The organism is Cupriavidus sp. 01T418, from assembly GCF_056398885.1.
The window spans coordinates 12,124-34,325 of sequence record NZ_JBFTQG010000004.1; the positions used below are offsets into that span (position 1 = coordinate 12,124).

The 22,202-nt window shown below is 67.2% G+C and carries 20 protein-coding genes; 6 read left to right on the forward strand and 14 right to left on the reverse strand.

Translation table 11 applies throughout. The annotated features are described in order from the left end of the window. Positions 1 to 5: 5 nt before the first annotated feature. Positions 6 to 896, reverse strand: coding sequence for a LysR substrate-binding domain-containing protein (locus AC1DQ3_RS06075; RefSeq protein ID WP_477119281.1), 891 nt, complete (start codon positions 894 to 896; stop codon positions 6 to 8). A gap of 13 nt (positions 897 to 909) precedes the next feature. Continuing rightward, a complete protein-coding gene (locus tag AC1DQ3_RS06080; protein ID WP_477119282.1) occupies positions 910 to 2,328 on the reverse strand; it encodes an FAD-binding oxidoreductase in 1,419 nt (472 codons plus the stop codon). A 241-nt stretch (positions 2,329 to 2,569) separates the two neighbouring features. On the opposite strand from AC1DQ3_RS06080, the gene AC1DQ3_RS06085 reads away from it, so the two are divergent. From AC1DQ3_RS06085 to AC1DQ3_RS06100, 4 genes are all read left to right on the forward strand, one after another. Then, positions 2,570 to 3,115, forward strand: a complete 546-nt coding sequence (locus tag AC1DQ3_RS06085) for a cob(I)yrinic acid a,c-diamide adenosyltransferase (protein ID WP_477119283.1) — start codon at positions 2,570 to 2,572, stop codon at positions 3,113 to 3,115. 234 nt (positions 3,116 to 3,349) lie between these two features. Beyond that, positions 3,350 to 5,308: a molecular chaperone DnaK gene (dnaK, locus tag AC1DQ3_RS06090; protein ID WP_477119284.1), complete on the forward strand. Its 1,959-nt coding sequence runs from the start codon at positions 3,350 to 3,352 to the stop codon at positions 5,306 to 5,308. A gap of 176 nt (positions 5,309 to 5,484) precedes the next feature. Further along, positions 5,485 to 6,627: a molecular chaperone DnaJ gene (gene dnaJ, locus AC1DQ3_RS06095; protein WP_477119285.1), complete on the forward strand. Its 1,143-nt coding sequence runs from the start codon at positions 5,485 to 5,487 to the stop codon at positions 6,625 to 6,627. Positions 6,628 to 6,788: 161 nt separating this feature from the next. Beyond that, complete coding sequence (locus tag AC1DQ3_RS06100) at positions 6,789 to 8,711, forward strand: chorismate-binding protein (RefSeq protein WP_477119286.1); 1,923 nt, start codon at positions 6,789 to 6,791, stop codon at positions 8,709 to 8,711. A 9-nt stretch (positions 8,712 to 8,720) separates the two neighbouring features. Here the strand turns inward: AC1DQ3_RS06100 and AC1DQ3_RS06105 are convergent, their stop codons facing one another. From AC1DQ3_RS06105 to hda, 8 genes are all read right to left on the reverse strand, one after another. After that, the gene (locus tag AC1DQ3_RS06105; protein ID WP_477119536.1) at positions 8,721 to 9,443 is read right to left on the reverse strand and encodes an ATP-binding cassette domain-containing protein; all 723 of its coding nucleotides are present in this window, start codon (positions 9,441 to 9,443) and stop codon (positions 8,721 to 8,723) included. Positions 9,444 to 9,448: 5 nt separating this feature from the next. Then, on the reverse strand, positions 9,449 to 10,147 hold the full coding sequence (locus AC1DQ3_RS06110; RefSeq protein ID WP_477119287.1) for an ABC transporter permease: 699 nt from the start codon (positions 10,145 to 10,147) through the stop codon (positions 9,449 to 9,451). Positions 10,148 to 10,163: 16 nt separating this feature from the next. Continuing rightward, complete coding sequence (panB, locus tag AC1DQ3_RS06115) at positions 10,164 to 10,985, reverse strand: 3-methyl-2-oxobutanoate hydroxymethyltransferase (protein WP_477119288.1); 822 nt, start codon at positions 10,983 to 10,985, stop codon at positions 10,164 to 10,166. A gap of 94 nt (positions 10,986 to 11,079) precedes the next feature. Continuing rightward, positions 11,080 to 11,721, reverse strand: coding sequence for a deoxynucleoside kinase (locus AC1DQ3_RS06120; RefSeq protein ID WP_477119289.1), 642 nt, complete (start codon positions 11,719 to 11,721; stop codon positions 11,080 to 11,082). 97 nt (positions 11,722 to 11,818) lie between these two features. Continuing rightward, positions 11,819 to 12,337 carry a 2-amino-4-hydroxy-6-hydroxymethyldihydropteridine diphosphokinase gene (gene folK, locus AC1DQ3_RS06125; RefSeq protein WP_477119290.1) on the reverse strand — a complete coding sequence of 173 codons (519 nt, stop codon included), beginning with the start codon at positions 12,335 to 12,337 and terminating at the stop codon, positions 11,819 to 11,821. Then, positions 12,337 to 13,935: a polynucleotide adenylyltransferase PcnB gene (gene pcnB, locus AC1DQ3_RS06130; protein WP_477119291.1), complete on the reverse strand. Its 1,599-nt coding sequence runs from the start codon at positions 13,933 to 13,935 to the stop codon at positions 12,337 to 12,339. The genes folK and pcnB overlap by 1 nt, the downstream gene beginning before the upstream one ends. Position 13,936: 1 nt before the next feature. Then, entirely contained in the window at positions 13,937 to 14,611 is a 675-nt protein-coding gene (locus tag AC1DQ3_RS06135) for a histidinol-phosphatase (RefSeq protein ID WP_477119292.1), read from the reverse strand. A 125-nt stretch (positions 14,612 to 14,736) separates the two neighbouring features. After that, the gene (gene hda / locus AC1DQ3_RS06140; protein WP_477119293.1) at positions 14,737 to 15,444 is read right to left on the reverse strand and encodes a DnaA regulatory inactivator Hda; all 708 of its coding nucleotides are present in this window, start codon (positions 15,442 to 15,444) and stop codon (positions 14,737 to 14,739) included. A gap of 278 nt (positions 15,445 to 15,722) precedes the next feature. Here hda and purM point away from each other — a divergent pair, with 278 nt between their 5' ends. Then, the gene (gene purM, locus AC1DQ3_RS06145; protein ID WP_477119294.1) at positions 15,723 to 16,775 is read left to right on the forward strand and encodes a phosphoribosylformylglycinamidine cyclo-ligase; all 1,053 of its coding nucleotides are present in this window, start codon (positions 15,723 to 15,725) and stop codon (positions 16,773 to 16,775) included. A 68-nt stretch (positions 16,776 to 16,843) separates the two neighbouring features. Here purM and AC1DQ3_RS06150 read toward each other — a convergent pair whose 3' ends face one another. The 3 genes from AC1DQ3_RS06150 to mutL form a co-directional block, all read right to left on the reverse strand. Then, positions 16,844 to 17,338, reverse strand: a complete 495-nt coding sequence (locus AC1DQ3_RS06150) for an N-acetyltransferase family protein (protein ID WP_477119295.1) — start codon at positions 17,336 to 17,338, stop codon at positions 16,844 to 16,846. 69 nt (positions 17,339 to 17,407) lie between these two features. Beyond that, positions 17,408 to 18,388 (reverse strand): tRNA (adenosine(37)-N6)-dimethylallyltransferase MiaA, encoded by a 981-nt coding sequence (gene miaA / locus AC1DQ3_RS06155; RefSeq protein WP_477119296.1) that lies wholly within the window; start codon positions 18,386 to 18,388, stop codon positions 17,408 to 17,410. 38 nt (positions 18,389 to 18,426) lie between these two features. After that, the gene (gene mutL / locus AC1DQ3_RS06160; protein ID WP_477119297.1) at positions 18,427 to 20,466 is read right to left on the reverse strand and encodes a DNA mismatch repair endonuclease MutL; all 2,040 of its coding nucleotides are present in this window, start codon (positions 20,464 to 20,466) and stop codon (positions 18,427 to 18,429) included. 141 nt (positions 20,467 to 20,607) lie between these two features. Here mutL and AC1DQ3_RS06165 point away from each other — a divergent pair, with 141 nt between their 5' ends. Next, positions 20,608 to 21,249, forward strand: a complete 642-nt coding sequence (locus AC1DQ3_RS06165) for a VTT domain-containing protein (protein WP_477119298.1) — start codon at positions 20,608 to 20,610, stop codon at positions 21,247 to 21,249. A 39-nt stretch (positions 21,250 to 21,288) separates the two neighbouring features. Here AC1DQ3_RS06165 and AC1DQ3_RS06170 read toward each other — a convergent pair whose 3' ends face one another. Then, positions 21,289 to 22,137 (reverse strand): SirB1 family protein, encoded by an 849-nt coding sequence (locus tag AC1DQ3_RS06170; protein ID WP_477119299.1) that lies wholly within the window; start codon positions 22,135 to 22,137, stop codon positions 21,289 to 21,291. Between the last annotated feature and the right edge of the window lie 65 nt (positions 22,138 to 22,202).

Below are 22,202 nucleotides of genomic sequence, written 5' to 3' on the forward strand. Positions count from 1 at the left end.
AGGTGCTACCAGTCCAGGCTGAGCAGCCAGTCGACGAAGTACCGCGCCTCCGGCTTGAGCGGCGCCTGTTCGCGCTCGACGATGTAGTAGCCGTGCGGCGATACCGATTCGATGTCCAGCAGCCGCACCATCTGGCCCAGCGACAGCCAGTGGCGGGCCATGCGCTGGCGCACCAGGGCCACCCCCTGGTTGGAGGCGATGGCTTCGAGCATCAGGCCGATGTCATTGAATTGCGGGCCGGCCTGGGGCTCGGGCCAGTCCAGGCCCGCGGTCTCGAACCAGGGCTTCCAGGGTTCCAGCGGGCTGCGCAGCAGCACCAGGTTGTGCAGGTGCTCGGGTCTGGTGATGGCGCGGCCGTCGATGCGCTCGTAGTACTCGCGCCCGCAGGCCGGGAACACGGGCTCGACCAGCAGCTCGGTGGTCTTCAGGTCGGGGTAGCGCCCGGTGCCGTAGCGGATCTCCACATCCGTGTCTTCCGCCTTCACGTCCAGGAAGGGGATGGCCAGGTGCAGTTCGGTGTCGATGTGCGGGTACAGCGCCGTGAACTCGGGCAGGCGCGGCACCAGGTGCTGGCGGCCGAAGGTGGGCGGGATCGCTACGCGCAGGCGGGTGCGCAGCTTGCTGTACTCGGGCCGGGCCAGTTCGTTGAGCGACTTGAGGGCATCCCGCACGTTGCGCAGATAGCGCGTGCCCGCCGCGGTCAGCCGCAGCGCGGCGTTGGCGCGCACGAACAGGTCCTCGCCCCACAGCTCCTCGAGGTTCTTGATGCGGTGCGAGACCGCGCTGGGCGTGACCGACAGCTCCTCGGCCGCGCGCGCGAAGCTGCCCAGGCGCGCGGCTGCTTCGAACGCGATCAGCAGGTGCAGCGGCGGAACGCGGTTGAACACGGATGCCATGCCGCGCCGGTCCTCAGCGCACCGGGCGGAAGATCTTGCCCGGGTTGAGGATATGGTTGGGATCGAGCGCGTTCTTGATGGCGCGCATCAGGTCGAGCGCGTCCTCGCCATGTTCGCTGACGAGGAAATCCATCTTGTGCAGGCCCACGCCATGCTCGCCCGTGCAGGTGCCGCCCATGGCCAGCGCGCGCTCCACGATGCGGCGGTTGATCGTCTCGGCTTCAGCCAGTTCCTCGGGCTTTTCCGGGTCAATCAGGATCGCCACGTGGAAATTGCCGTCGCCCACATGGCCCACGATGGGGCAGGGCAGGCTGGATGCGTTGAGGTCGCGTTCGGTCTCGGTCACGCAATCGGCCAGGCGGGAGATCGGCACGCATACGTCGGTGGTGACCGCCCGGCAGCCCGGTTTGAGCTGCAGCATAGCGAAGTAGGCGGTATGGCGCGCGTTCCACAGGCGGCTGCGGTCTTCCGGGCGGGTGGCCCACTCGAAGCCCTGGGCGCCGTGCTCGGCGGTGATCTGCTGCACGGTCTCGGCCTGCTCCTTGACGCCGGTCTCGGTGCCGTGGAATTCGAAGAACAGGTGCGGCATCTCCGGCATGGACAGGTTGTCGTGGCGGTTGATGGCGCGGATGGCCAGCGCGTCGACGAACTCCACGCGCGCGACGGGCACGCCCAGCTGGATGGTTTCGATGGTCGCCTGCACCGCGCTGCCCATGCTGGGAAAGGCGCAGATGGCGGCCGAGATGGCCTCGGGCTGCGGATACAGCCGTAACGTCACCTCGGTAATGATGCCCAGCGTGCCTTCGCTGCCGATCATCAGGCGCGTCAGGTCGTAGCCGGCCGAGGATTTGCGGGCGTGGGTGCCGGTCTTGATGATGCGGCCGTCGGCGGTGACCACGGTCAGCGCCAGCACATTCTCGCGCATGGTCCCGTAGCGCACCGCATTGGTCCCCGAGGCGCGCGTGGCGCACATGCCGCCCAGCGACGCATCGGCGCCCGGGTCGATCGGGAAGAACAGGCCGGTGTCCTTGATTTCCTGGTTGAGCTGCTTGCGGGTGACGCCCGGTTGCAACGTCACATTCAGATCCTCGGCCTGTACCGACAGCACGCGGTTCATCTGCGACAGGTCCAGGCTGATGCCGCCGGCCACGGCCAGCAGGTGGCCTTCGAGCGAGGAGCCGGCGCCGTAGGGGATCAGCGGCACGCGGTGTGCGTTGCACAGGGCAGCCACCTCGGCCACTTCCTCGGTGCTGCGGGCGAAAACCACGCCGTCCGGCGCTGCCGGCGGGAAGGGGGATTCATCGCGGCCATGGTGTTCGCACACGCCAGGGGAGCTGGAGAAGCGCTCGCCGAAGCGGGCCTGCAGGGCGTCGCGCAGGGCGGCGGGCAGGGGGCGGCGCACCAGCGCGGCGTGGGCAAGGGGTTGGTTCATGGGGTCTCCGGCGGGGCTGTCGTGGCGGGATGCCGTGCAGCGCCGGCCCTTGCAGGGCCGCGCTGAACGGGGCCGGCGCTCGCACCCGGTAGCGTTTCAGGCGAATGCTGTTATTCTACGCCGCCCCCGGCCCAACGCGTTGCCCGGGCGCCGCAACGGCCACTTGGACAGCGGCGCCGGTTCCCCCGGCGCCGCCCCGAAGCGCGCGATAATGCAAGCTCAGCCAACGCAGGAGACCCGCATGGGCAACCGCCTGACCAAGATCGCCACCCGCACCGGGGACGGCGGCACCACCGGGCTCGGTGACGGCAGCCGCACCGGCAAGGACAGCCTGCGCATAGCCGCCATCGGCGACGTCGACGAGCTCAACTCGAATCTCGGCGTGCTGCTCACCGAGACGCTGCCCGACGATGTGCGCTCGGCCTTGCTGCATATCCAGCACGACCTGTTCGACCTCGGCGGCGAGTTGTCCATCCCCGGCTACGTGCTGGTCAAGCCCGAGCAGGTGCTGCAGCTCGACGAGTGGCTGGCGCATTACAACGCCAACCTGCCGCGCCTGGCCGAGTTCATCCTGCCGGGCGGCAGCCGCGCCGCGGCGGTGGCGCACGTGTGCCGCACGGTTTGCCGGCGCGCCGAGCGGGCGCTGGTGGCGCTGGGCGCGCAGGAGGACTTGAACGAGGCGCCGCGCCAGTACCTGAACCGGCTCTCGGACCTGCTGTTCGTGCTGGCGCGGGTGCTCAACCGGGTGGGCGGCGGCAGCGATGTCCTGTGGCAGCGGGATCGTTAGCCGCGCCTGTTTTTGGTGATGTAAAAAGCACAAAATAACGTCCTTGCGCGCAACGTCCCGGAACGCCGCTCAACCCGACCGGCCAGGCTGCCCTCGAGCGGGCCAGAAGTCGAGAAAATTAGTCGGATTTGCTTGTCCGGCCCTTGAAATGGCCCCGGGCGGCCACATTTCGCCCTCAGGATGAATTGCAGCCCCCGCGGATAGCGGGGCTCAAGTGTCAAGTGGAGAGAATAAATGGGTAAGATCATTGGTATCGACCTCGGTACCACCAATAGCTGCGTCGCGATCATGGAAGGCAATACGCCCAAGGTGATCGAAAATGCCGAAGGCACGCGTACCACCCCGTCGATCATCGCCTACATGGAAGACGGCGAGATCCTGGTCGGCGCGCCCGCCAAGCGCCAGGCGGTGACCAATCCGCGCAACACCCTGTACGCGGTGAAGCGCCTGATCGGCCGCAAGTTCGAAGAAAAGGAAGTGCAGAAGGACATCGGCCTGATGCCGTACTCCATCGTCAAGGCCGACAACGGCGACGCATGGGTGTCCGTACGCGACCAGAAGCTGGCACCGCCGCAGGTGTCCGCCGAAGTGCTGCGCAAGATGAAGAAGACCGCCGAAGACTACCTCGGCGAGCCGGTGACCGAAGCCGTGATCACCGTGCCGGCCTACTTCAACGACTCGCAGCGCCAGGCCACCAAGGACGCCGGCCGCATTGCAGGTCTCGATGTCAAGCGCATCATCAACGAGCCGACCGCGGCCGCGCTGGCCTTCGGCCTGGACAAGAACGAGAAGGGCGACCGCAAGATCGCCGTGTATGACCTGGGTGGCGGTACCTTCGACATCTCGATCATCGAGATCGCCGACGTTGACGGCGAGAAGCAGTTCGAAGTGCTGTCGACCAATGGCGACACCTTCCTGGGCGGCGAAGACTTCGACCAGCGCATCATCGACTACATCATTGCCGAGTTCAAGAAGGACCAGGGCGTCGACCTGTCCAAGGACGTGCTCGCGCTRCAGCGCCTGAAGGAAGCGGCCGAAAAGGCCAAGATCGAGCTGTCGAGCTCGCAGCAGACCGAAATCAACCTGCCGTACATCACGGCGGACGCCTCGGGTCCGAAGCACTTGAACCTGAAGATGACGCGCGCCAAGCTCGAAGCGCTGGTTGAGGAACTGATCACCCGCACCATGGAGCCTTGCCGCATCGCGATCAAGGACGCTGGTGTCAAGGTCAGCGAGATCGACGACGTGATCCTGGTCGGCGGCATGACCCGCATGCCCAAGGTGCAGGAACAGGTCAAGGAATTCTTCGGCAAGGAAGCGCGCAAGGACGTGAACCCGGACGAAGCCGTGGCCGTTGGCGCCGCGATCCAGGGTTCGGTGCTGTCGGGCGACCGCAAGGACGTGCTGCTGCTGGACGTGACGCCGCTGTCGCTGGGCATCGAAACCCTGGGTGGCGTGATGACCAAGATGATCACCAAGAACACCACCATCCCGACCAAGCATGCGCAGGTGTTCTCGACCGCCGACGACAACCAGCCGGCCGTGACCATCAAGGTGTTCCAGGGCGAGCGTGAAATGGCCACCGGCAACAAGCTGCTGGGCGAGTTCAATCTCGAAGGCATTGCGCCGGCACCGCGCGGCCTGCCGCAGATCGAAGTGTCGTTCGACATCGACGCCAACGGCATCCTGCACGTGGGCGCCAAGGACAAGGCGACCGGCAAGGAAAACCGCATCACCATCAAGGCGAACTCGGGCCTGTCGGAAGACGAGATCCAGCGCATGGTGAAGGATGCCGAGGCCAACGCCGAGGAAGACAAGAAGGCCCGCGAGCTGGCTGATGCCCGCAACCAGGCCGATGCGCTGATCCACTCGACCAAGAAGGCAGTCACCGAATATGGCGACAAGCTGGAAGCGGGCGAGAAGGAAAAGATCGAAGCCGCGATCAAGGAACTGGAAGACGCCGCACGCGGCGGCGACAAGGCCGGGATCGATGCCAAGGTCAGCGCGCTGTCCGACGCGAGCCAGAAGCTGGGCGAGCGTGTCTACGCCGACATGCAAGCCAAGGCCGGCGATGCCGGTGCGGCGGGTGCAGCCGGTGCCGGTGCTGCAGGCGCGGGCCATCAGCAACAAGCCCAGCCGCAGGACGACAACGTCGTGGACGCCGAATTCAAGGAAGTCAACGACAAGAAGTAATGGAAGAGCGGGGCGGGGGCGTGGAACACAAGCTGCGCCAGCCCCCATCCCGACGCCGGGCGATAGACATTGGACCAAGCGGGGTTGCCGCGGTCGAATGCCTCGCTCGGCTTTTTTGCTATTCTGCTCGGGCGGGTTTTGCACGCGCCTCCGGGCCACTCAGGTAGGCAGCCACCATGGCAAAACGTGATTTTTACGAAGTGCTCGGGGTGGGCAAGAACGCCAGCGACGATGACATCAAGAAGGCGTATCGCAAGCTGGCGATGAAGCACCACCCGGACCGCAATCCGGACAGCAAGGATTCCGAAGAGAAATTCAAGGAGGTCAAGCTGGCCTACGAGATRCTCTCCGACCCCGAGAAGAAGGCGGCCTACGACCAGTACGGCCATGCCGGCGTCGACCCCAACATGGCGGGCGGTTTCGGCGGTGGCGGCCAGGGCTACGGCGGTTTCGCCGACGCCTTCGGGGATATCTTCGGCGATATCTTCGGCCAGCAGGGCCAGGGCGGCGGACGCCGTGGCGGCGGCCCGCAGGTGTACCGCGGCGCCGACCTGCGCTACAGCATGGAAATCTCGCTGGAGCAGGCCGCCCACGGCCACGAGGCGCAAATCCGCGTACCGCACTGGGATGAGTGCGATCATTGCCATGGCAATGGCGCCGAACCCGGCTCGAGCGTGGAAACCTGCCCGACCTGCCATGGCGCGGGCCAGGTGCGCGTGTCGCAGGGTTTCTTCTCGATGCAGCAGACCTGCCCCAAGTGCCACGGCACCGGCAAGTATATTCCCAAGCCGTGCACCAAGTGCCACGGCCAGGGCAAGCTGAAGTCGCAGAAGACGCTGGAAGTGAAGATTCCCGCCGGCATCGACGAAGGCATGCGCATCCGCTCCACGGGCAACGGCGAGCCGGGCATCAATGGTGGCCCCCCGGGCGACCTGTATGTGGAAGTCCACATCAGGCAGCACGCGGTGTTCGAGCGCGACGGCGACGACCTGCACTGCCAGATGCCGATCTCCTTCGCCACGGCGGCGCTGGGCGGCGACCTGGAAGTGCCCACGCTGGGCGGCAAGGCCAGCTTCCCGGTACCCGAAGGCACACAGGCCGGCAAGACCTTCCGCCTGCGCGGCAAGGGTATCAAGGGTGTGCGCTCCGGCTATCCGGGCGACCTCTACGTGCATGTGAACGTGGAAACGCCGGTCAAGCTGACCGAAGCGCAGAAGGACATCCTGCGCCAGTTCGACCGCTCGGTGCACGAAGGCGGCTCGCGCCACAGCCCGCAGGAGCAATCCTGGCTGGACAAGGTGAAGAACTTCTTCAGCTGATCCGGCGACGGCATGCGGCCGGCCACGCTTTGAAGCGTGGCCGGCTTTTTTGTTTCTTGAGGGCCGATACGACCGTGGGCTTCGCCGGGGGAGAGGGCGGGCGCGCGATAATGCAATGTTGCCCGCCTCCTGGCGACCTCTATTTACGCTGGTGATTTCCCGTGGCTGTCTCCCCGATCCCCTCGTCTTCTTCCTCGATCCCGCCGGCGCCGATATCCGGCCCGGCCATTGCCGCCGAGCCTTTCGTCCTGCTGGACGACGCCACCGCCGCCCCCGCCGAGGCAGCCTCCCGGCTGTATACCGGCTTTGCCCGCGAAGACGTGCTGCCTGACGCTTGCGCGCTCGGCACGCTCGATGCCTTGCTGGCCGAAGGCTGGCGCCAGGGCTGGCACGCCACCTTGTTTGCCCCTTACGAATTCGGCGGCCCGCTGGTCGGCGTGCCGGTCCATGTCGATCGTGCGCTGCCTTTCCACGATGGCGCGCTGCGCTTGCTGTGGTTCCGGCAAATGTGCCGGCTGGACGCGGGGGAGGTCGCACAGTGGCTAGCGCAGTCGCCGCGCGAACCGGCGGGCGTGATGGATGTCGTGGCCGACACGCCGGAACCGGCCTTCCACGCGGCCATCGCCCGGATCCACCAGTGGATCGAAGCCGGCGATACCTACCAGGTCAATTTCACGCAACGCCTGCGCTTTGCCGCCTTCGGCGACCCGCTGGCGCTGTACGCCGCGCTGCGCGCTGCCCAGCCGGTGCCCTACGCCACGCTGGCGCGCCTGCCGGGCGACGGCTGGGTGCTGTCGCTGTCGCCCGAGCTGTTTGTCCGGCACGACGGGCAGGGCGGCTTGCTGGCTCGTCCGATGAAAGGCACGGCCCCGCTCACCGGCGACGGCGCGCGCGATGCCGAGGGCGCGGCTGCGCTGGCGGCCGACCCCAAGAATCGTGCCGAGAACGTGATGATCGTCGACCTGCTGCGCAACGATCTTGGCCGCGTCGCCGTGCCCGGCACGGTGGCCGTTCCGGATCGCTTCGCGGTGCAGCCCTTTGGCCAGGTGCTGCAGATGACCTCGACCGTCACGGCCGCCGCGCGTCCCGGCACCACCCTGGCCGACCTGCTGCGCGCGCTGTTTCCCTGCGGCTCCATCACCGGGGCGCCCAAGCGGCGCACCATGCAGATCATCGGCGAACTGGAGCGCGCGCCGCGCGGGCTCTATACCGGCTCGCTGGGCTGGATCGACGCACCCGGCGGCGAGCAGGCGGATAAATGGCCCGGCGCCTTCGCGCTGTCGGTGGCAATCCGCACGCTGGTGCTGGGCGCGCCAGGCGCCGACGGCCTGCGCGCAGGCGAGATGGGCGTCGGCGGCGGCATCGTGCACGACAGCGATGCCGCGGGCGAATATGCCGAGTGCGGGTGGAAGGCACGGTTCCTGACCGCGCACGATCCGGGCTTCACCTTGTTCGAGACCATGCGGGTGGAGGACGGGGAATGCCAGCGCCTGGGCCAGCATCTGGCGCGGCTGGCCGCTTCCGCTGCCTGCCTTGGTTTTCGCTTCGAACACGCTCGTGCGCTGGCGGCCGTGCAAGCTGCGGTGACGGATCTGGGCGCCGGCACCTGGCGCTTGCGCCTGGCGCTGGACAAGGCTGGCAGCTTCGCCATCGCCCACGGCCCGCTGGCGCCGCTGCCCAGGGCCCCGGTGCCGGTCATGCTGGCGCCGCAGGCGCTGGCAAGTGCCGACCCGCTGCGCCGCCACAAGACCAGCGCGCGCGCCGCCTACGACGCCGGCTGGCAAGCCGCCGAGCGCGCGGGCGCCTTCGACAGCCTGTTCTTCAATGCCCGCGGCGAATTGCTTGAAGGCGGCCGCAGTTCGGTGTTCGTCAAGGTGGATGGAGAGTGGCTGACGCCGCCGCTGACGGCGGACATCCTGCCCGGCGTGATGCGCGCGGCAGTGCTGGCCGACGGCGCGCGCTACCTGGGCAGGCCGGTGCGCGAGGCGGTTGTCACGCGGGCCATGCTGCGCCGCGCTGAAGCGCTGGCGCTGGCCAACTCGCTGCGCGGGGTGTTGCCGGCGGTATTGCGGGCCGAGGACTGATCCGCCCGTTCAGCGATGACGCGTGTCCAGCCGTCCGTCGGTGAGCTTCCAGCGCACCACGCCCGGCAGGTTGATCAGGTCGCGGTCGTGGCAGATCGCCACCACGGTGCGCCCCTCGGCGGCCAGCTCAAGCACCAACGCGATCACCTGCTCGCGCGCCTGGCCGTCCAGGCTGGAGGTGGGTTCGTCCAGTAGCAGCAAGTCCGGCTCAAGCACTTTGGCGCGCGCCAGCGCCACGCGCTGTACCTCGCCGCCGGACAGGCGTTCGGGCGCGGTGTCCTGCGCATGGGTGATGCCGGCCCATCCCAGCGCGGCGTCCACGCGCCGCCGGACCTCGTCGGCCGCCATGCCGCGGGCTTTCAGGCCGTAGGCAATGTTCTCCCGGACCGAGGTGCGAAACAGGTAGGGATGCTGGTGCAGATAGGCGATGCGCTGCCGCAGCGCGCCGGGCAGGGGATCGAGCGGGGCCTCGCGCGGCCGGCCGTCCGCGCCGGTCCAGGACACCGTGGCGCCGGGTGCGGGCTCGAGTCCCGCGATCATGCGCAGCAGGGTGGTCTTGCCGGCGCCGTTGACGCCGGTCAGCACCACGGCGGCGGCGCGGGGAAAGGCCAGTTCGCCGATGTCGAACAGACGCCGCCCGCCTACCTGCCGCTGCAAGCCGCGCACCGTCAGCAGCGGCGGCAATTGCGCGGGCGGCAGGGCCCGCCCGTCGGGGGTCTTGCGTGCGGGCAGCGTGCTCACCGGCGGAATCCTCCAGCGCCCTGCAGCCACGCCAGCATCACATTGACCAGCATGGCCAGGGAGACCAGCACGATGCCCAGGGCAATCCCCTGGGCAAAATCGCCCTTGCTGGTTTCCAGTGCGATGGCCGTGGTGATGGTCCGTGTGGAGCCTTCGATATTGCCGCCGATCATCAGCGCGGAGCCGACCTCGGCAATGACCCGCCCAAAGCCCGCGACCAGGGCCCCCATCAGGCCAAAGCGCAATTCGCGCAGGACGGTGTGGAAGGTGCGCCAGTGCCCGGCGCCCAGCACCCACGCGGTCTCGCGCAGGCGCGCGTCGGCCCCCTGCAAGGTGGACAGCGCAAAGGCTAGCATCACGGGGAAGCCGATCACCGCCTGCCCGAACACCATGCCGCTGCGGGTGAACAGCAAGGAAAAATCGCCCAGCGGCCCCTGGCGGGTGAACAACAGGTAAAGGATCAACCCGACCAGCACGGTCGGGAAGGACAGGAAGCCCTGCGCCATCACCACCACCGCGCGGCGCCCGGGAAAATCGTGCGTGGCGATCAGGTAGGCCGCGCCGATGGCCGGCACGGCGGCGATCGCCAGCCCGAGCACGGCCACCAGCAGCGAGGTCCAGACGATGAACCAAAGGTCGCCGTCACCGCTGGCCAGCAATTGGAAGGCTGTGGCGGTGGCGGCACCGATCGTCATGTCCGGACCCGGCCGGTCAGGCCGAGAAGGTGTGCTCGACGGCCGGGAAGCTGCCGTCCTTCACGGCCGCCACGTAGGCGCGCACGGCGGCCTCGATCGAGCCGGCGCCTTCCATGAAGTTGCGCACGAACTTGGCCTTGCGGCCCGGGTAGACGTTGATCATGTCCTGCAGCACCAGCACCTGGCCGGAGCAATCGGCGCCGGCGCCGATGCCGATGGTCGGGATCGTCAGCAAGCCGGTGACTACGCCGGCGACCGCCGCCGGCACCGCTTCCATCACGATCAGCTGGGCGCCGGCGGCCTGCAGCGCGAGCGCATCGCGCTTGAGCTGCGCGGCGCTCTCGTCGGTCTTGCCTTGCACCTTGAAGCCGCCCAGCGCGTGCACCGATTGCGGAGTCAGGCCGATATGGGCGCACACCGGGATGCTGCGCTCGACCAGGAACTTGACGGTGGGCGCGAGCCAGTCGCCGCCCTCCAGCTTGACCATGTGCGCGCCCGCGCGCATCAGCGCCACGGCGCTGGCGTAGGTGGCTTCCGGCGTGGGGTAGGTGCCGAACGGCAGGTCCGCCACCAGCAGCGCGCTCTGGTTGCTGCGCGCCACGCATTCGGTGTGATACACCATGTGTTCCAGCGTCACGGGCAGCGTGGTTTGCTGGCCTTGCATGACATTGCCGAGGGAGTCGCCGACCAGCAGCACCTCGACGCCGCAGTAGTCGAGCAGCGCGGCGAAGCTGGAGTCGTACGCGGTCAGCATGGCGATTTTTTCGCCGGCGGCGCGCATGGCCTGCAGCCTGGGGATGGTGACGGTCTTGCGGGAGGGGTCGAGGAGGTAACTCATGACGTTGGGCCGGTAGAGAGACGGGAATCGGGCCGGGCGCCGGTCGCGGCAGCAACTGCTGTCGTTATGGTCAAGGCTGGCAGGCGGGAACCTGTCAGGGCGCAGCGAGATTGAGAAAGGCCTTGCGGCCGCGCATGTTTTCGATGCGCGACAGTAGTGTACGGAAATCGCCGTCGTTGTCCACCGGACTGAAGTGGGCCGTGTCGACGATCATCACCGGGGCTTCGTCGTAGCGATGGAACAGCTCGCCGTAGGCGTCGGTCAGGCGCTCCAGGTAGGCGTCGTCGATGCTGGACTCGCCGGGCGCGCCGCGGCGCGCGATCCGTTCACGCAGCAGGGCGGGCGCGGCCTGCAGCATGATGACCAGGTCCACGCGCTGGCTTTGGGCCGGCAGGCGCGCGGCGAGGGCGTCGTACAGCGCCAGTTCGTCCTCGGGCAAGGTCAGTCCGGCGTAGAGGCGGCTCTTGGTGTACAGGAAATCCCCCACCATGCGCTGTCCCGCCAGCAATGCCGCCTGCCAGGCCTGGAGTTGCTGCGCGCGCTGGTTCATCAGCGAAAGCTGCAGCGGCAGCGCGAAGCGCGCGGGCTCGCGGTAATAACGTTCCAGGAAGGGATTTTCGCGGGCCGCGTCAAGCAGCTCGCCGGCGCGCAGGGTTTGCGCCAGGCGTTGCGCGAGCGCGGTCTTGCCGGCCCCGATGGGGCCTTCCACCACAATGCGGCGCAAGTGTTCGAGCATGGGCGGGTCCGGTCGGCTAAAGCCAGGCTAAGAGGGCGGGTGAAACGGATGACGCGGATGAAGCAGGAGCTGCGGCTGGCCGATGCCGGTCATGGCATCAGGAAGCGTCGCGCGCATCCCGCTGCCGCGTGCACTGGCAGAACGAGACTCTTTCGATGCGCTGCGAGATGACCGCGGGCAGGTAGTTCGCCGCGCGCCCAAGGCCCGGGATGACCAGGTCGGCATCCAGTTCCAGCAGCGGCACCAGCGTAAAGGCGCGTTCGGCCACGCGCGGATGCGGTACCACGAGTTTTTCGTCCTGGTGGATCTCGTCGCCGAACACCAGCAGGTCCAGGTCGAGGGTGCGCGGCGCGTTGCGAAATGGCCGCTCGCGCCCGAACTGGTCCTCGATGTGGTGGCAGATGCGCAGCAGCTGCGCCGCGGTGAACGAAGTTTCCACCTTGACCACCGCGTTGTAGTAGTCGCCGCCGCTCGCATCGACGGGAGCCGTGCGATAGAGCGACGATCTCGCGATCACCGTGATGCCGACCTGCTGCGCCAGGCAGACGATGGCATCTTTCAGTGCCTGGCTGGCGTCACCCAGATTGGCACCGATGCCGATAAAGGCAAGTGTCATTACGATTCCTCCGGCTGGACGCGTACCTTGCCGGCTTTCCGGTCTTCAGTGGAGCCGGAATCCTGGCTCGCGTCCAATTCACTCCGCGGAGAAACTTTATCCGATTTCCGCGGACTGCGCCGACGGCGCTTCTTGCGCGCCGGACCGCCGCCTTCGCCGTCGTCGGCAAACTCGCTGCTCTCGGCGTTGCCGGCTCCGCCAGCGCCTCCGCCTTGCTTGCCGCCGCCGCGCACCGGGCGCACCGCATCGATCAGGTCTTCGCGGCCATGGTTATCTGCGTCCTGGAAGTCCTGCCACCACTTCGCCAGTTCGGCCGGCTGCTCGCCGGATTCGCAGCGCAGGGCGAGGAAGTCGAACCCGGCGCGGAAACGCGGCGATTCGATCAGGCGGAACGGCATGCGGCCCACGCGCTTCTCGAAGCGCGGCTGCATGCCCCAGATATCCCGCATATCGGTGACGAAACGGCGCTGGATGGCGAGCTGGCCGGTCTGGCGTTCCAGCACGTCGTCCATGGCGAAATTGAGCGCGGCGATGGCGTGTTCACCCTCCTCGCGCAGCGTGGTCCAGCGCTGCAGCACGTGGTGCCACAGCAACGCGGCGAACAGGAAGCCCGGCGAGACCGGCTTGCCCACCTGCACGCGCTGGTCGGTGTTGTCCAGTGCCAGTTGCACGAAACGCTGGCCCATCGGCTGCTCCAGCGCGACATCCAGCAGCGGCAGCAGGCCGCTGTGCAGGCCGGCCTTGCGCAACTCCTGCAGCGAGGCCCAGGCGTGGCCCGACATCAGCAGCTTGAGCATTTCGTCGAACAGCCGCGCGCTGGGCACGTTATGGATCAGCGAGGCGAGCTCGGCGATCGGCTGACGGGTGTCCTCGTCGATGGTGAACCCGGTCTTGGCGGCGAAACGCACCACGCGCAGCATGCGGATGGGATCTTCGCGGTAGCGCGTGAGCGGGTCGCCGATCATGCGCAGCGTGCGCGCGCGGATGTCTTCCATGCCGTGATGGTAGTCATACACCGTCTGCTCGGCCGGATCGTAATACATGGCATTGATGGTGAAGTCGCGGCGTTCCGCGTCTTCCGCCTGCGAGCCCCAGACGTTGTCGCGCAGCACACGGCCGGAGGCGTCGATCGCGTGGGTCTTGCTGTCGAGCTCCGCGCGTTTGAGACGGCGCCCTTCGGGCAGGGTCTCGCTGGCGATCGCGTCGACCAGCGCGCGGAAGGTGGAAACCTCGATGATCTCCTGGTCGCGCCCGCCGTAGAAAGTGACGTGCACGATCTGGAAGCGCCGGCCGATGATGCGCGAGCGGCGGAAGAGCGCCTGCACCTCGTCGGGCGTGGCATTGGTGGCGACGTCGAAGTCCTTGGGCTTGATGCCCAGCAACAGGTCGCGCACCGCGCCGCCGACGATAAAGGCCTGGTAGCCCGCCTGCTGCAGCGTGGAGGTGACCTTGATGGCGTTGCGCGAGATCAGCGACTGGTCGATCTGGTGCTCGCCATGGGCAACGATGTTCGGCGTATGGCGCGGGCCGCGTCGTTTGGCGGGGCGCTGCTGGGTGCCCGGCTTGCCGAGCAGCCTGTTGATTAGCTTCTTGATCACGTCAGAACAGATCCATGATGCGCCAGCCGGCCGCGGCGGCGTGATGACGCAGGCGATCGTCCGGGTTGGCGGCGATCGGTTCGCTGACCTTTTCCAGTAGCGGCAGGTCGTTGGCCGAATCGCTGTAGAAGGTGGTGTTTTCGAAGGCATCCCATCGGGTGCCCATGCTCTTGAGCCAGGCTTCGACGCGGGCGATCTTGCCTTCGCGGAAGCAGGGCATGCCCGCGACTTCGCCGGTGAAGGCGCCGTCGGGCTTGCCATCGGCGGTGGCCGGCTCGGTGGCGACCAGGTGCTTGATGCCAAAGCCCGCCGCGATCGGGGCCGTGACGAAGCTGTTGGTGGCGGTGACCACGGCGCACAGGTCGCCGGCGTCGAGATGCTTGCAGACCAGCGCCCGCGCCTGCGGCTTCATCGCCGGATCGATCACTTCCCGCATGAACTGACCCCGCCACGCTTCGAGCCGGTCGCGCGGGTTGGCCGCCAACGGCGCCAGCGCGAAACGCAGGAAAGCCTGGATATCCAGGGTGCCAGCCTTGTATTGGCCGTAGAATTCATCGTTCCTGCGGCGGTAGGTTTCCTCGTCGACAACACCCAGGCGCACCAGGAAGCGGCCCCATTCGTGGTCGCTGTCGGTCGGGAGCAAGGTGTGGTCGAGGTCGAACAATGCCAGATTCATGGGCGGCGATTTTACATTAACTGACTGTCACCGTTTTCGTAACGTCTTAGGATGCCAACAAATATAAGCACGGGGTGTGCCAAGGGCCTCCCGGGCCGCGCCGGCGATCCGTGTTTACCACGTGACTACTCGCGCAGTTCGGCGAACATTTCCCGCAGCAGGGGCAGGGTGACGGCGCGCTTGCGCTCCAGCGAATAGGTGTCGAGCGCGTCCAGCAGCGCCATCAGGCTGGGCATGTCGCGGTACTTGCGTGTGACCAGCCAGTGCGGGATTTCCGGGGAAAGCTGCAGGCCGCGTTCGCGCGCGGCCTGCACCAGCGCCGTCATCTTGTCCTCGTCCGACAGCGGCGCGAGCTGGTAGACCAGGCCCCAGCCCAGCCGTGTGCGCAGGTCCTCGCGCACCGGCATGGCCAGCGGCGCCTGGCTGCCGGCCACCACGATGGCGGTGCGCACATGGGCGCGGACCTCGTTGTAGAGCGAGAACACGGCAATCTGGCGCGCTTCGTCGAGCAACTCCACGTCGTCCACGGTGTAGAGCTGGCAACTCGGGTCGAAGATGAAATCCGACAAGGCATGGTGCGGGCTCAGGTAGCGGCAGCTGATGCCGGCCTGGTAGCCGCTGTCGCAAACGGCATGCAGCAAATGGGTACGGCCCGAACCCACCTCGCCCCACAGATAGATCAGGCGGTCGGCCGCACGCTCCTGGGCCACCGCGGCGGCCAGGTCGTGCAGGCGTTGCACCGGCTCGCGGTTGACGGCCACGAAAAAATTCTCGAAGGTCGAGGGCGGCGGACTGCCAAGTTCAAGCGACAGCTGCTTGGGGCGCGGAAACATGACTTATCGATTACTTGGGGTAAGAATCAGCTATCGGGTAAACGCGTCGCGGCAATCCTGCGCTGATCACCTGGATGGGGCGGGGAGGAAGGCCGGGGGCTGCCGCAATTGTCTTCATTGGTAATGGCCGGGGGCAACGTTTCATGACGCGGGACACCGGAAACTGGAAGCCGGAAGCCTGTATCCGTTAAAATTCCAATTCTACTGGACTCGCGGCCGCAAATCGCCGTCGTGAGCGCCGCATTCCTCACTTCATACCCCAGGAAAAGCAGGTTCCCATGAGCGTATCCCCCACTTCCGGCCAGGCAGGCCTCTCCTACCGCGATGCCGGCGTCGATATCGACGCGGGCGACGCGCTCGTCGACCGCATCAAGCCGTTCGCCAAGCGCACCATGCGCGAGGGCGTGATGGCCGGCATCGGGGGCTTTGGCGCGCTGTTCGAGCTGTCCAGGAAATTCAAGGAGCCGGTGCTGGTGTCCGGCACCGACGGCGTGGGCACCAAGCTCAAGCTGGCGTTCCAGCTCAACCGCCATGACACCGTGGGCCAGGACCTGGTGGCCATGAGCGTCAACGACATCCTGGTGCAGGGCGCCGAGCCGCTGTTCTTCCTCGACTACTTCGCCTGCGGCAAGCTGGACGTGGAAACCGCCGCGACCGTGATCCAGGGCATCGCCCATGGCTGCGAGCTGGCCGGCTGCGCGCTGATCGGCGGCGAGACCGCCGAGATGCCGAGCATGTACCCCGACGGCGAATACGACCTGGCCGGCTTCGCGGTTGGCGCGGTCGAGAAGAGCCGCATTATCGACGGCAGCACCATCGTGCCGGGCGACGTGGTGCTGGGCCTGGCCTCGTCGGGCGCGCATTCCAACGGCTACTCGCTGGTGCGCAAGATCATCGAAGTGGCCAAGCCGGACCTGAACGCCGACTTCCACGGCCAGCGCCTGCAGGACGCCATCATGGCGCCCACCCGCATCTACGTGAAGCCGCTGCTGTCGCTGATCGAGACGCTGCCGGTCAAGGGCATGGCCCACATCACCGGCGGTGGCCTGACCGAGAACGTGCCGCGCGTGCTGGCGCAGGGCGTGACCGCCGTGCTGCAGCGCGACGCCTGGACCCTGCCGCCGCTGTTCCAGTGGCTGCAAGCCCAGGGCAATGTGGCCGACGACGAAATGCACCGCGTGTTCAACTGCGGCATCGGCATGGTGGTGATCGTCGCCAAGGAAGACGCCGACCGCGCCATCCGTCATCTGCAGGCGGCCGGCGAAGCCGTGTGGCAGATCGGCGAGATCCGCGAGCGTGAGGAAGGCCAGGCGCAGACCATCGTGGTCTGAGCGGTCCCGCATCCATAAAAAAACGGCACATGCCCAGGCATGTGCCGTTTTTTTATGCGCACGCAGCGTTACTCCACCGCGCCCAGCTTCACCAGCGCGTCTCCAGTCACCCGGCAGATCCGCCAGTCCGGCATCACGTCCGCACCCATTGCACGGTAGAAATCAATAGACGGCGTATTCCAGTCCAGCACGCTCCATTCAAAGCGGCCGCAACCGCGCGCGACCGCCAGCGCCGCCAGATGCTTGAGCAACATCTTGCCCAGCCCATGACCGCGCCAGGCCGGATCGACATAGAGGTCTTCCAGATACAAGCCCGGTTTGGCCAGGAAGGTGGAGAAATTATGGAAGAACAGGGCAAAGCCCACCGCCTGCGCGCCCGGCACCTCCACCAGTACGGCCTCGGCATGCGGGCGCGCGCCAAAGAGGGTTTCGCGCAGTTTTTCCGGCGTGGCTTCGACCAGATGGGCGAGTTTCTCGTATTCGGCCAGTCCCGTGATCAGCGCGAGCAGGGTCTCGCAGTCGTCGGGCGTGGCAGGGCGCACTACGAAATCGGTGGTGGACATGGCGGGTTCGACGGCATCGGCAAGTAGTAAGACACGACTATAGCTTATCCATCACATCCGCCGACGACGCTATGCCTGCCCAATCCTCGCCAGACGCGCCACTTGCGCGACGTAATCCGCCGCCAGGCAATCCACCACTTCCCGCTCGGGCGTGCTGCGCAGCCAGGTGAGCTGGCGCTTGCAGAGCTGGCGGGTCGCCGCCAGGCCGCGCTCGCGCATGGTGGCGAAGTCGGTTTCGCCATCGAGGTATTCCCACACCTGGCGGTAGCCGACGCAGCGGATGGACGGCAGCGTCGGCTGCAGGTCGCCGCGCGCGCGCAGCCGTTCCACCTCCTCGACAAAGCCGCCGGCCAGCATGGCGTCGTAACGGCTGGCAATGCGCGCGTGGAGCACCGCGCGGTCGGACGGCTCCAGTGCGATCACGCGATAGCGGCCGTCGGCGGCGCCGGCAAAGGCGCGTTCGTCCGCCTGCCGCGCCAGCAGCGCCGACATGGGCTGCCCGGACAGGCGGTGAATCTCCAGCGCGCGCTGGATGCGCTGGGCATCGTTGGGCGCGAGCCGGGCCGCGGTCACCGGGTCGACTGCGGCCAGCATCGCGTGCAGCGCTGGCCAGCCGCGCCCGGCGGCCAGCGCGTCGAGCTCCGCGCGCAGCGCCGGGTCGGCCTGCGGGAGGTCGTTCAGGCCCTGGGTCAGGGCCTTGTAGTAGAGCATGGTTCCGCCGACGATCAGCGGCTCGCGGCCGCGCGCGCGGATCTCGCCAATCAGCCGCCCGGCATCGGTGGCGAACTGCGCGGCCGAGTAGCTGTCGGCCGGGTCGATGATGTCGACCAGGTGGTGCGGCACCGCGGCGAGTTCGGCGGGTGAAGGCTTGGCGGTGCCGATGTCCATCTCGCGATAGACCAGCGCCGAATCCAGGCTGATGATCTCGATCGGCGTCTGCGCGGCCAGCGCCAGCGCGGCAGCGGTCTTGCCGGAGGCGGTGGGGCCGAGCAGGCAGACCACCGGCGGGCGGTCTGCCCCGTGGCGGGCGGTAGTCGTAGCGGCGTTCAAGATGGCGGGAGCCTGGTTGGCGGGCAGGGGCAGGCGGCCTATTGCCCGCGCAGGAACAGGCGGTCGAGCTCCGCCACCGACAACTGCACCCAGGTCGGCCGGCCGTGGTTGCACTGGTCGGCGCGCTCGGTCTGTTCCATCTGGCGCAGCAGCGCGTTCATCTCTTCCAGCGTGAGCTTGCGGTTGGCGCGCACCGCGCTGTGGCAGGCCAGGGTGGCGAGCAGCTCGTTCTGGCGCTCGACCAGCAAGCGCGAGCCGCCGAAGGCGTGCAGGTCGCGCAGCACGTCGCGCGCCAGGGCTTCGGTGTCGGCCTGCTTGAGCAGGGCGGGGATGGCGCGTATCGCCAGCGTGGTGGGCGAGACCTGCGCGATGTCGAAGCCGAGCAGGACCAGGGTTTCCTGATGCTCCTCGGCCGTGCCGATTTCCACCGCACTGGCCGTCAGCGTGACCGGGATCAGCAGGGACTGCACCGCCAGCTCGCGCGCTTCGAGCGCGGTCTTGATCTGCTCGTAGAGGATGCGTTCGTGGGCGGCATGCATATCCACCAGCACCAGGCCGCGTGCGTTCTGCGCCAGCACATAGATGCCATGCAACTGGGCGATGGCATAGCCCAGCGGGCTGGCCTCGTCTTCCGGCAACGCCTGGCCGGGCAACTGCTCCAGCAAGCCGGGTGGGTCGTTTTCGCGCGCAGCCTGGGCATCGGCCAGCCAGGCCGGGGGCGTGCTGCCTGGGCCAGCCGGTGGGCTGTAGGAGGCAGGGGAGCGTGAAAACCCGTTGCCCGGCTGGATCGCGTCGCGGACCATGCCGAGGTAGGCCTGGCGAGGCTGCGCCACGCCAAGTTCGGTCTGGCGCGCGGCGGCGGTGTAGTCCACCCAGGGGCGTGGGCTGGCGCTGGTGCCACCACCACCACCACCACCCAAGCCACCGGTCCTGCCCGATCCGCCGAAGCTGCCGGAACCCCCGCCAGCCCCGCGGGCGCCCGCGAAACCGCCGGGGCCGCCGGCGCGGGCCACCGCGGTGGCATCGTCTAGGTCGGTCGCCGTATGCAGGCTGTCGCCCTGTTCGCCGGCCTGGCGTGCCAGGCAGCGTTGTACCGCGTGGTAGACGAACTGGTGCACCGCGCGCGATTCGCGGAACCGTACTTCGATCTTGGACGGGTGCACGTTCACATCCACCATCTCGGGCGGCAGGTCCATGCACAGCACGTAGGACGGGAAGCGGTCGCCGTGCAGCACGTCCTGGTAGGCGCTGCGCACCGCATGGGTGAGCAGCTTGTCGCGCACGTAGCGGCCATTGACGAAGAAGAACTGCTGGTCGGGGCGGCCGCGCGAGGCGGTAGGCAGCCCGGCGAATCCATACAGGTGCAGGTTGCCGGCCTCCTCATCCAGGGGCAGGCGGGCGTTGGCGAAGTCGCCGCCGAGCACCTGGCCTGTGCGCGTGGCCGCGTCGCCCACGTTCCAGTGCTCCATCGGTTTGCCGTTGTGATGCACGGAAATAGCCACGTCCGGGCGCGCCAGCGCCGCGCGCCGCACCATCTCCAGGCAATGGCCGAACTCGGTTTGTTCCGACTTAAGGAACTTTCGGCGGGCCGGCGTGCTGAAGTAAAGGTGCTGAACGTCGACGGTGGTGCCCACGCCGCCGGACGCAGGCTGCACCTCGCCGGTGTCGGCGACAACCTGCATCGCATGCGAATCGCTGGCCGTGCGGCTGGTCAGGGTCAATTCGGAAACCGAGGCGATCGAGGCCAGCGCCTCGCCGCGAAAGCCCAGGGTGAGCACGGATTCAAGCTCATCCAGCGAGGCGATCTTGCTGGTGGCGTGGCGCGTCAGCGCCGCCGGCAGTTCGGCGGCGGGAATGCCGCAGCCGTTGTCGGCAATCACGATGCGCCGCACGCCGCCTTCTTCCAGCCGGATATTGAGCTGGGTGGCGCCGGCATCCAGTGCGTTTTCGAGCAGTTCCTTGACCACCGAGGCGGGGCGTTCCACCACTTCGCCGGCCGCGATCTGGCTGATCAGCTGGTCGGGCAGGGGGCGGATGGGACGGGGCGGCTGGGCGGGGCGCGGGTCTTGGGCAGGCATGGGCGCAATTATACGTGGGCGCACCGCTGGCCCGCGCGCGTCGGGCCAGCAGATTGCGGCCGGATCAGGTGACGTTGGCATCAGTCCGGTCTTGTATGATGTGGGTTGAATTTGGAACGGGGGATCGAATTGGATATCGTATTGCAGTTTCTCGACATGCTGCTGCACGTCGACAAATACCTTGGCACCGTCATCGAGAACTACGGTGCGTGGGTATATGCCATTCTTTTTGCCATCGTCTTCGCGGAGACCGGCCTGGTGGTGCTGCCTTTCCTGCCGGGCGACTCGCTGCTGTTTATCGCCGGCGCCTTCTGTGCCACGCACGCCATGAATGAGTGGGTACTGGTCGGCCTGCTGCTGGTGGCGGCGATTGGCGGCAATACGGTCAACTACTTCGTGGGCAGCTGGGTCGGCCCGAAGGTGTTCGATGGTCATTGGCGCTTCCTGGACCAGCAGGCACTGCGCAAGACCCACGATTTCTACGAGCGCCACGGCGGCAAGACGCTGGTCATGGCCCGCTTCCTGCCGATCGTGCGCACTTTCGCGCCGTTCGTCGCCGGCGTGTCGCAGATGACCTTCGCCAAGTTCCAGATGTTCAACGTGATTGGCGCGGCGGCCTGGGTCCTGGGCCTGGTGTTTGCCGGGTATTTCTTCGGCAACCTGCCATTCATCAAGCAATACCTGAACCTGATCGTACTGGCGGGCATCGGCGCGGCGGTCGTGCCACTGGTGCTGGGCGGACTGTGGAAGCTCGTGCGGGGCGGCAAACGCCGTCCTTCCTGAGACCAGCGGGGCAGGCCGTGGCCTGCTCCGGCCTGATTCTCAGCTCATGCTGCGGCTCATCATGCGCAGTGCCGGCATGCGGTCGCGGATCTGGGTGGAGTCGGCGGCATCCGGCCGCGCCATCACATAGGCCTCCAGGTCGGCCAGCGCCGGCCGGAAGCACTCCAGGTTGGCATAGGCCAGGCCACGGTCGCGCACTTCCTCGATCGAGCCGGGCAGCAGGATCACCAGGCGGTTCTGCACCGCCAGCAAGCGCTGCCAGCGCGACTCCTGCAGATAGATCGACTTGAGGTTGCGCAGCAGGCGCGCCACGATCTCGCGGTGGCTAGCCACCTGCAGGAACAACCCCAGCGGCACCTCGTTGGTATCGGCAATGCCCTCGCGCTCCAGGTGCGGGTCGAGCATTTCCTGCAACTGCTCCTTCGACAGGGTCTCGCCGGTGAGCGGATCCACCACCACTTCGCCGGCGGGAATCGACATGCGTACCAGGAAATGGTTGGGGAAGGACACGCCCTTGAGCGGCAGGCCGATATGCTGGCCCAACTCCATATACAGCACCGCCAGCGAGATCGGGATGCCGCGCCGCTGCTTGAGCACGACGTTCAGGTAGGAGTTGTCGGGATCGTAAAAGTCGTTCGCGTTGGCGCCGAAGCCAAGATCGCGGTAGAAGAAGTGATTGAGCAGACGCATGCGCTGGATGGCCGGCGTGCCTTCGGCGACACGGCGCTTCAGGCGTACCGCGAGCATGTCGAGCGCAGCCAGCTCGGCCTGCAGGTCCAGGTCCGGATAAGCATCCTGGGCGATCGAGAGCACCGTCTCGGTAAGTGGGATACCGTCCTCATCTGCCACGAGACTGGCGAAGTATTCCAGGACTTTCGTGGTTGTCATTGCGGCATTTCCTGAATGCGGCCTGGCGGCTGTGCGTGATAGATGCTGGCGGCATGGCAGGTGTT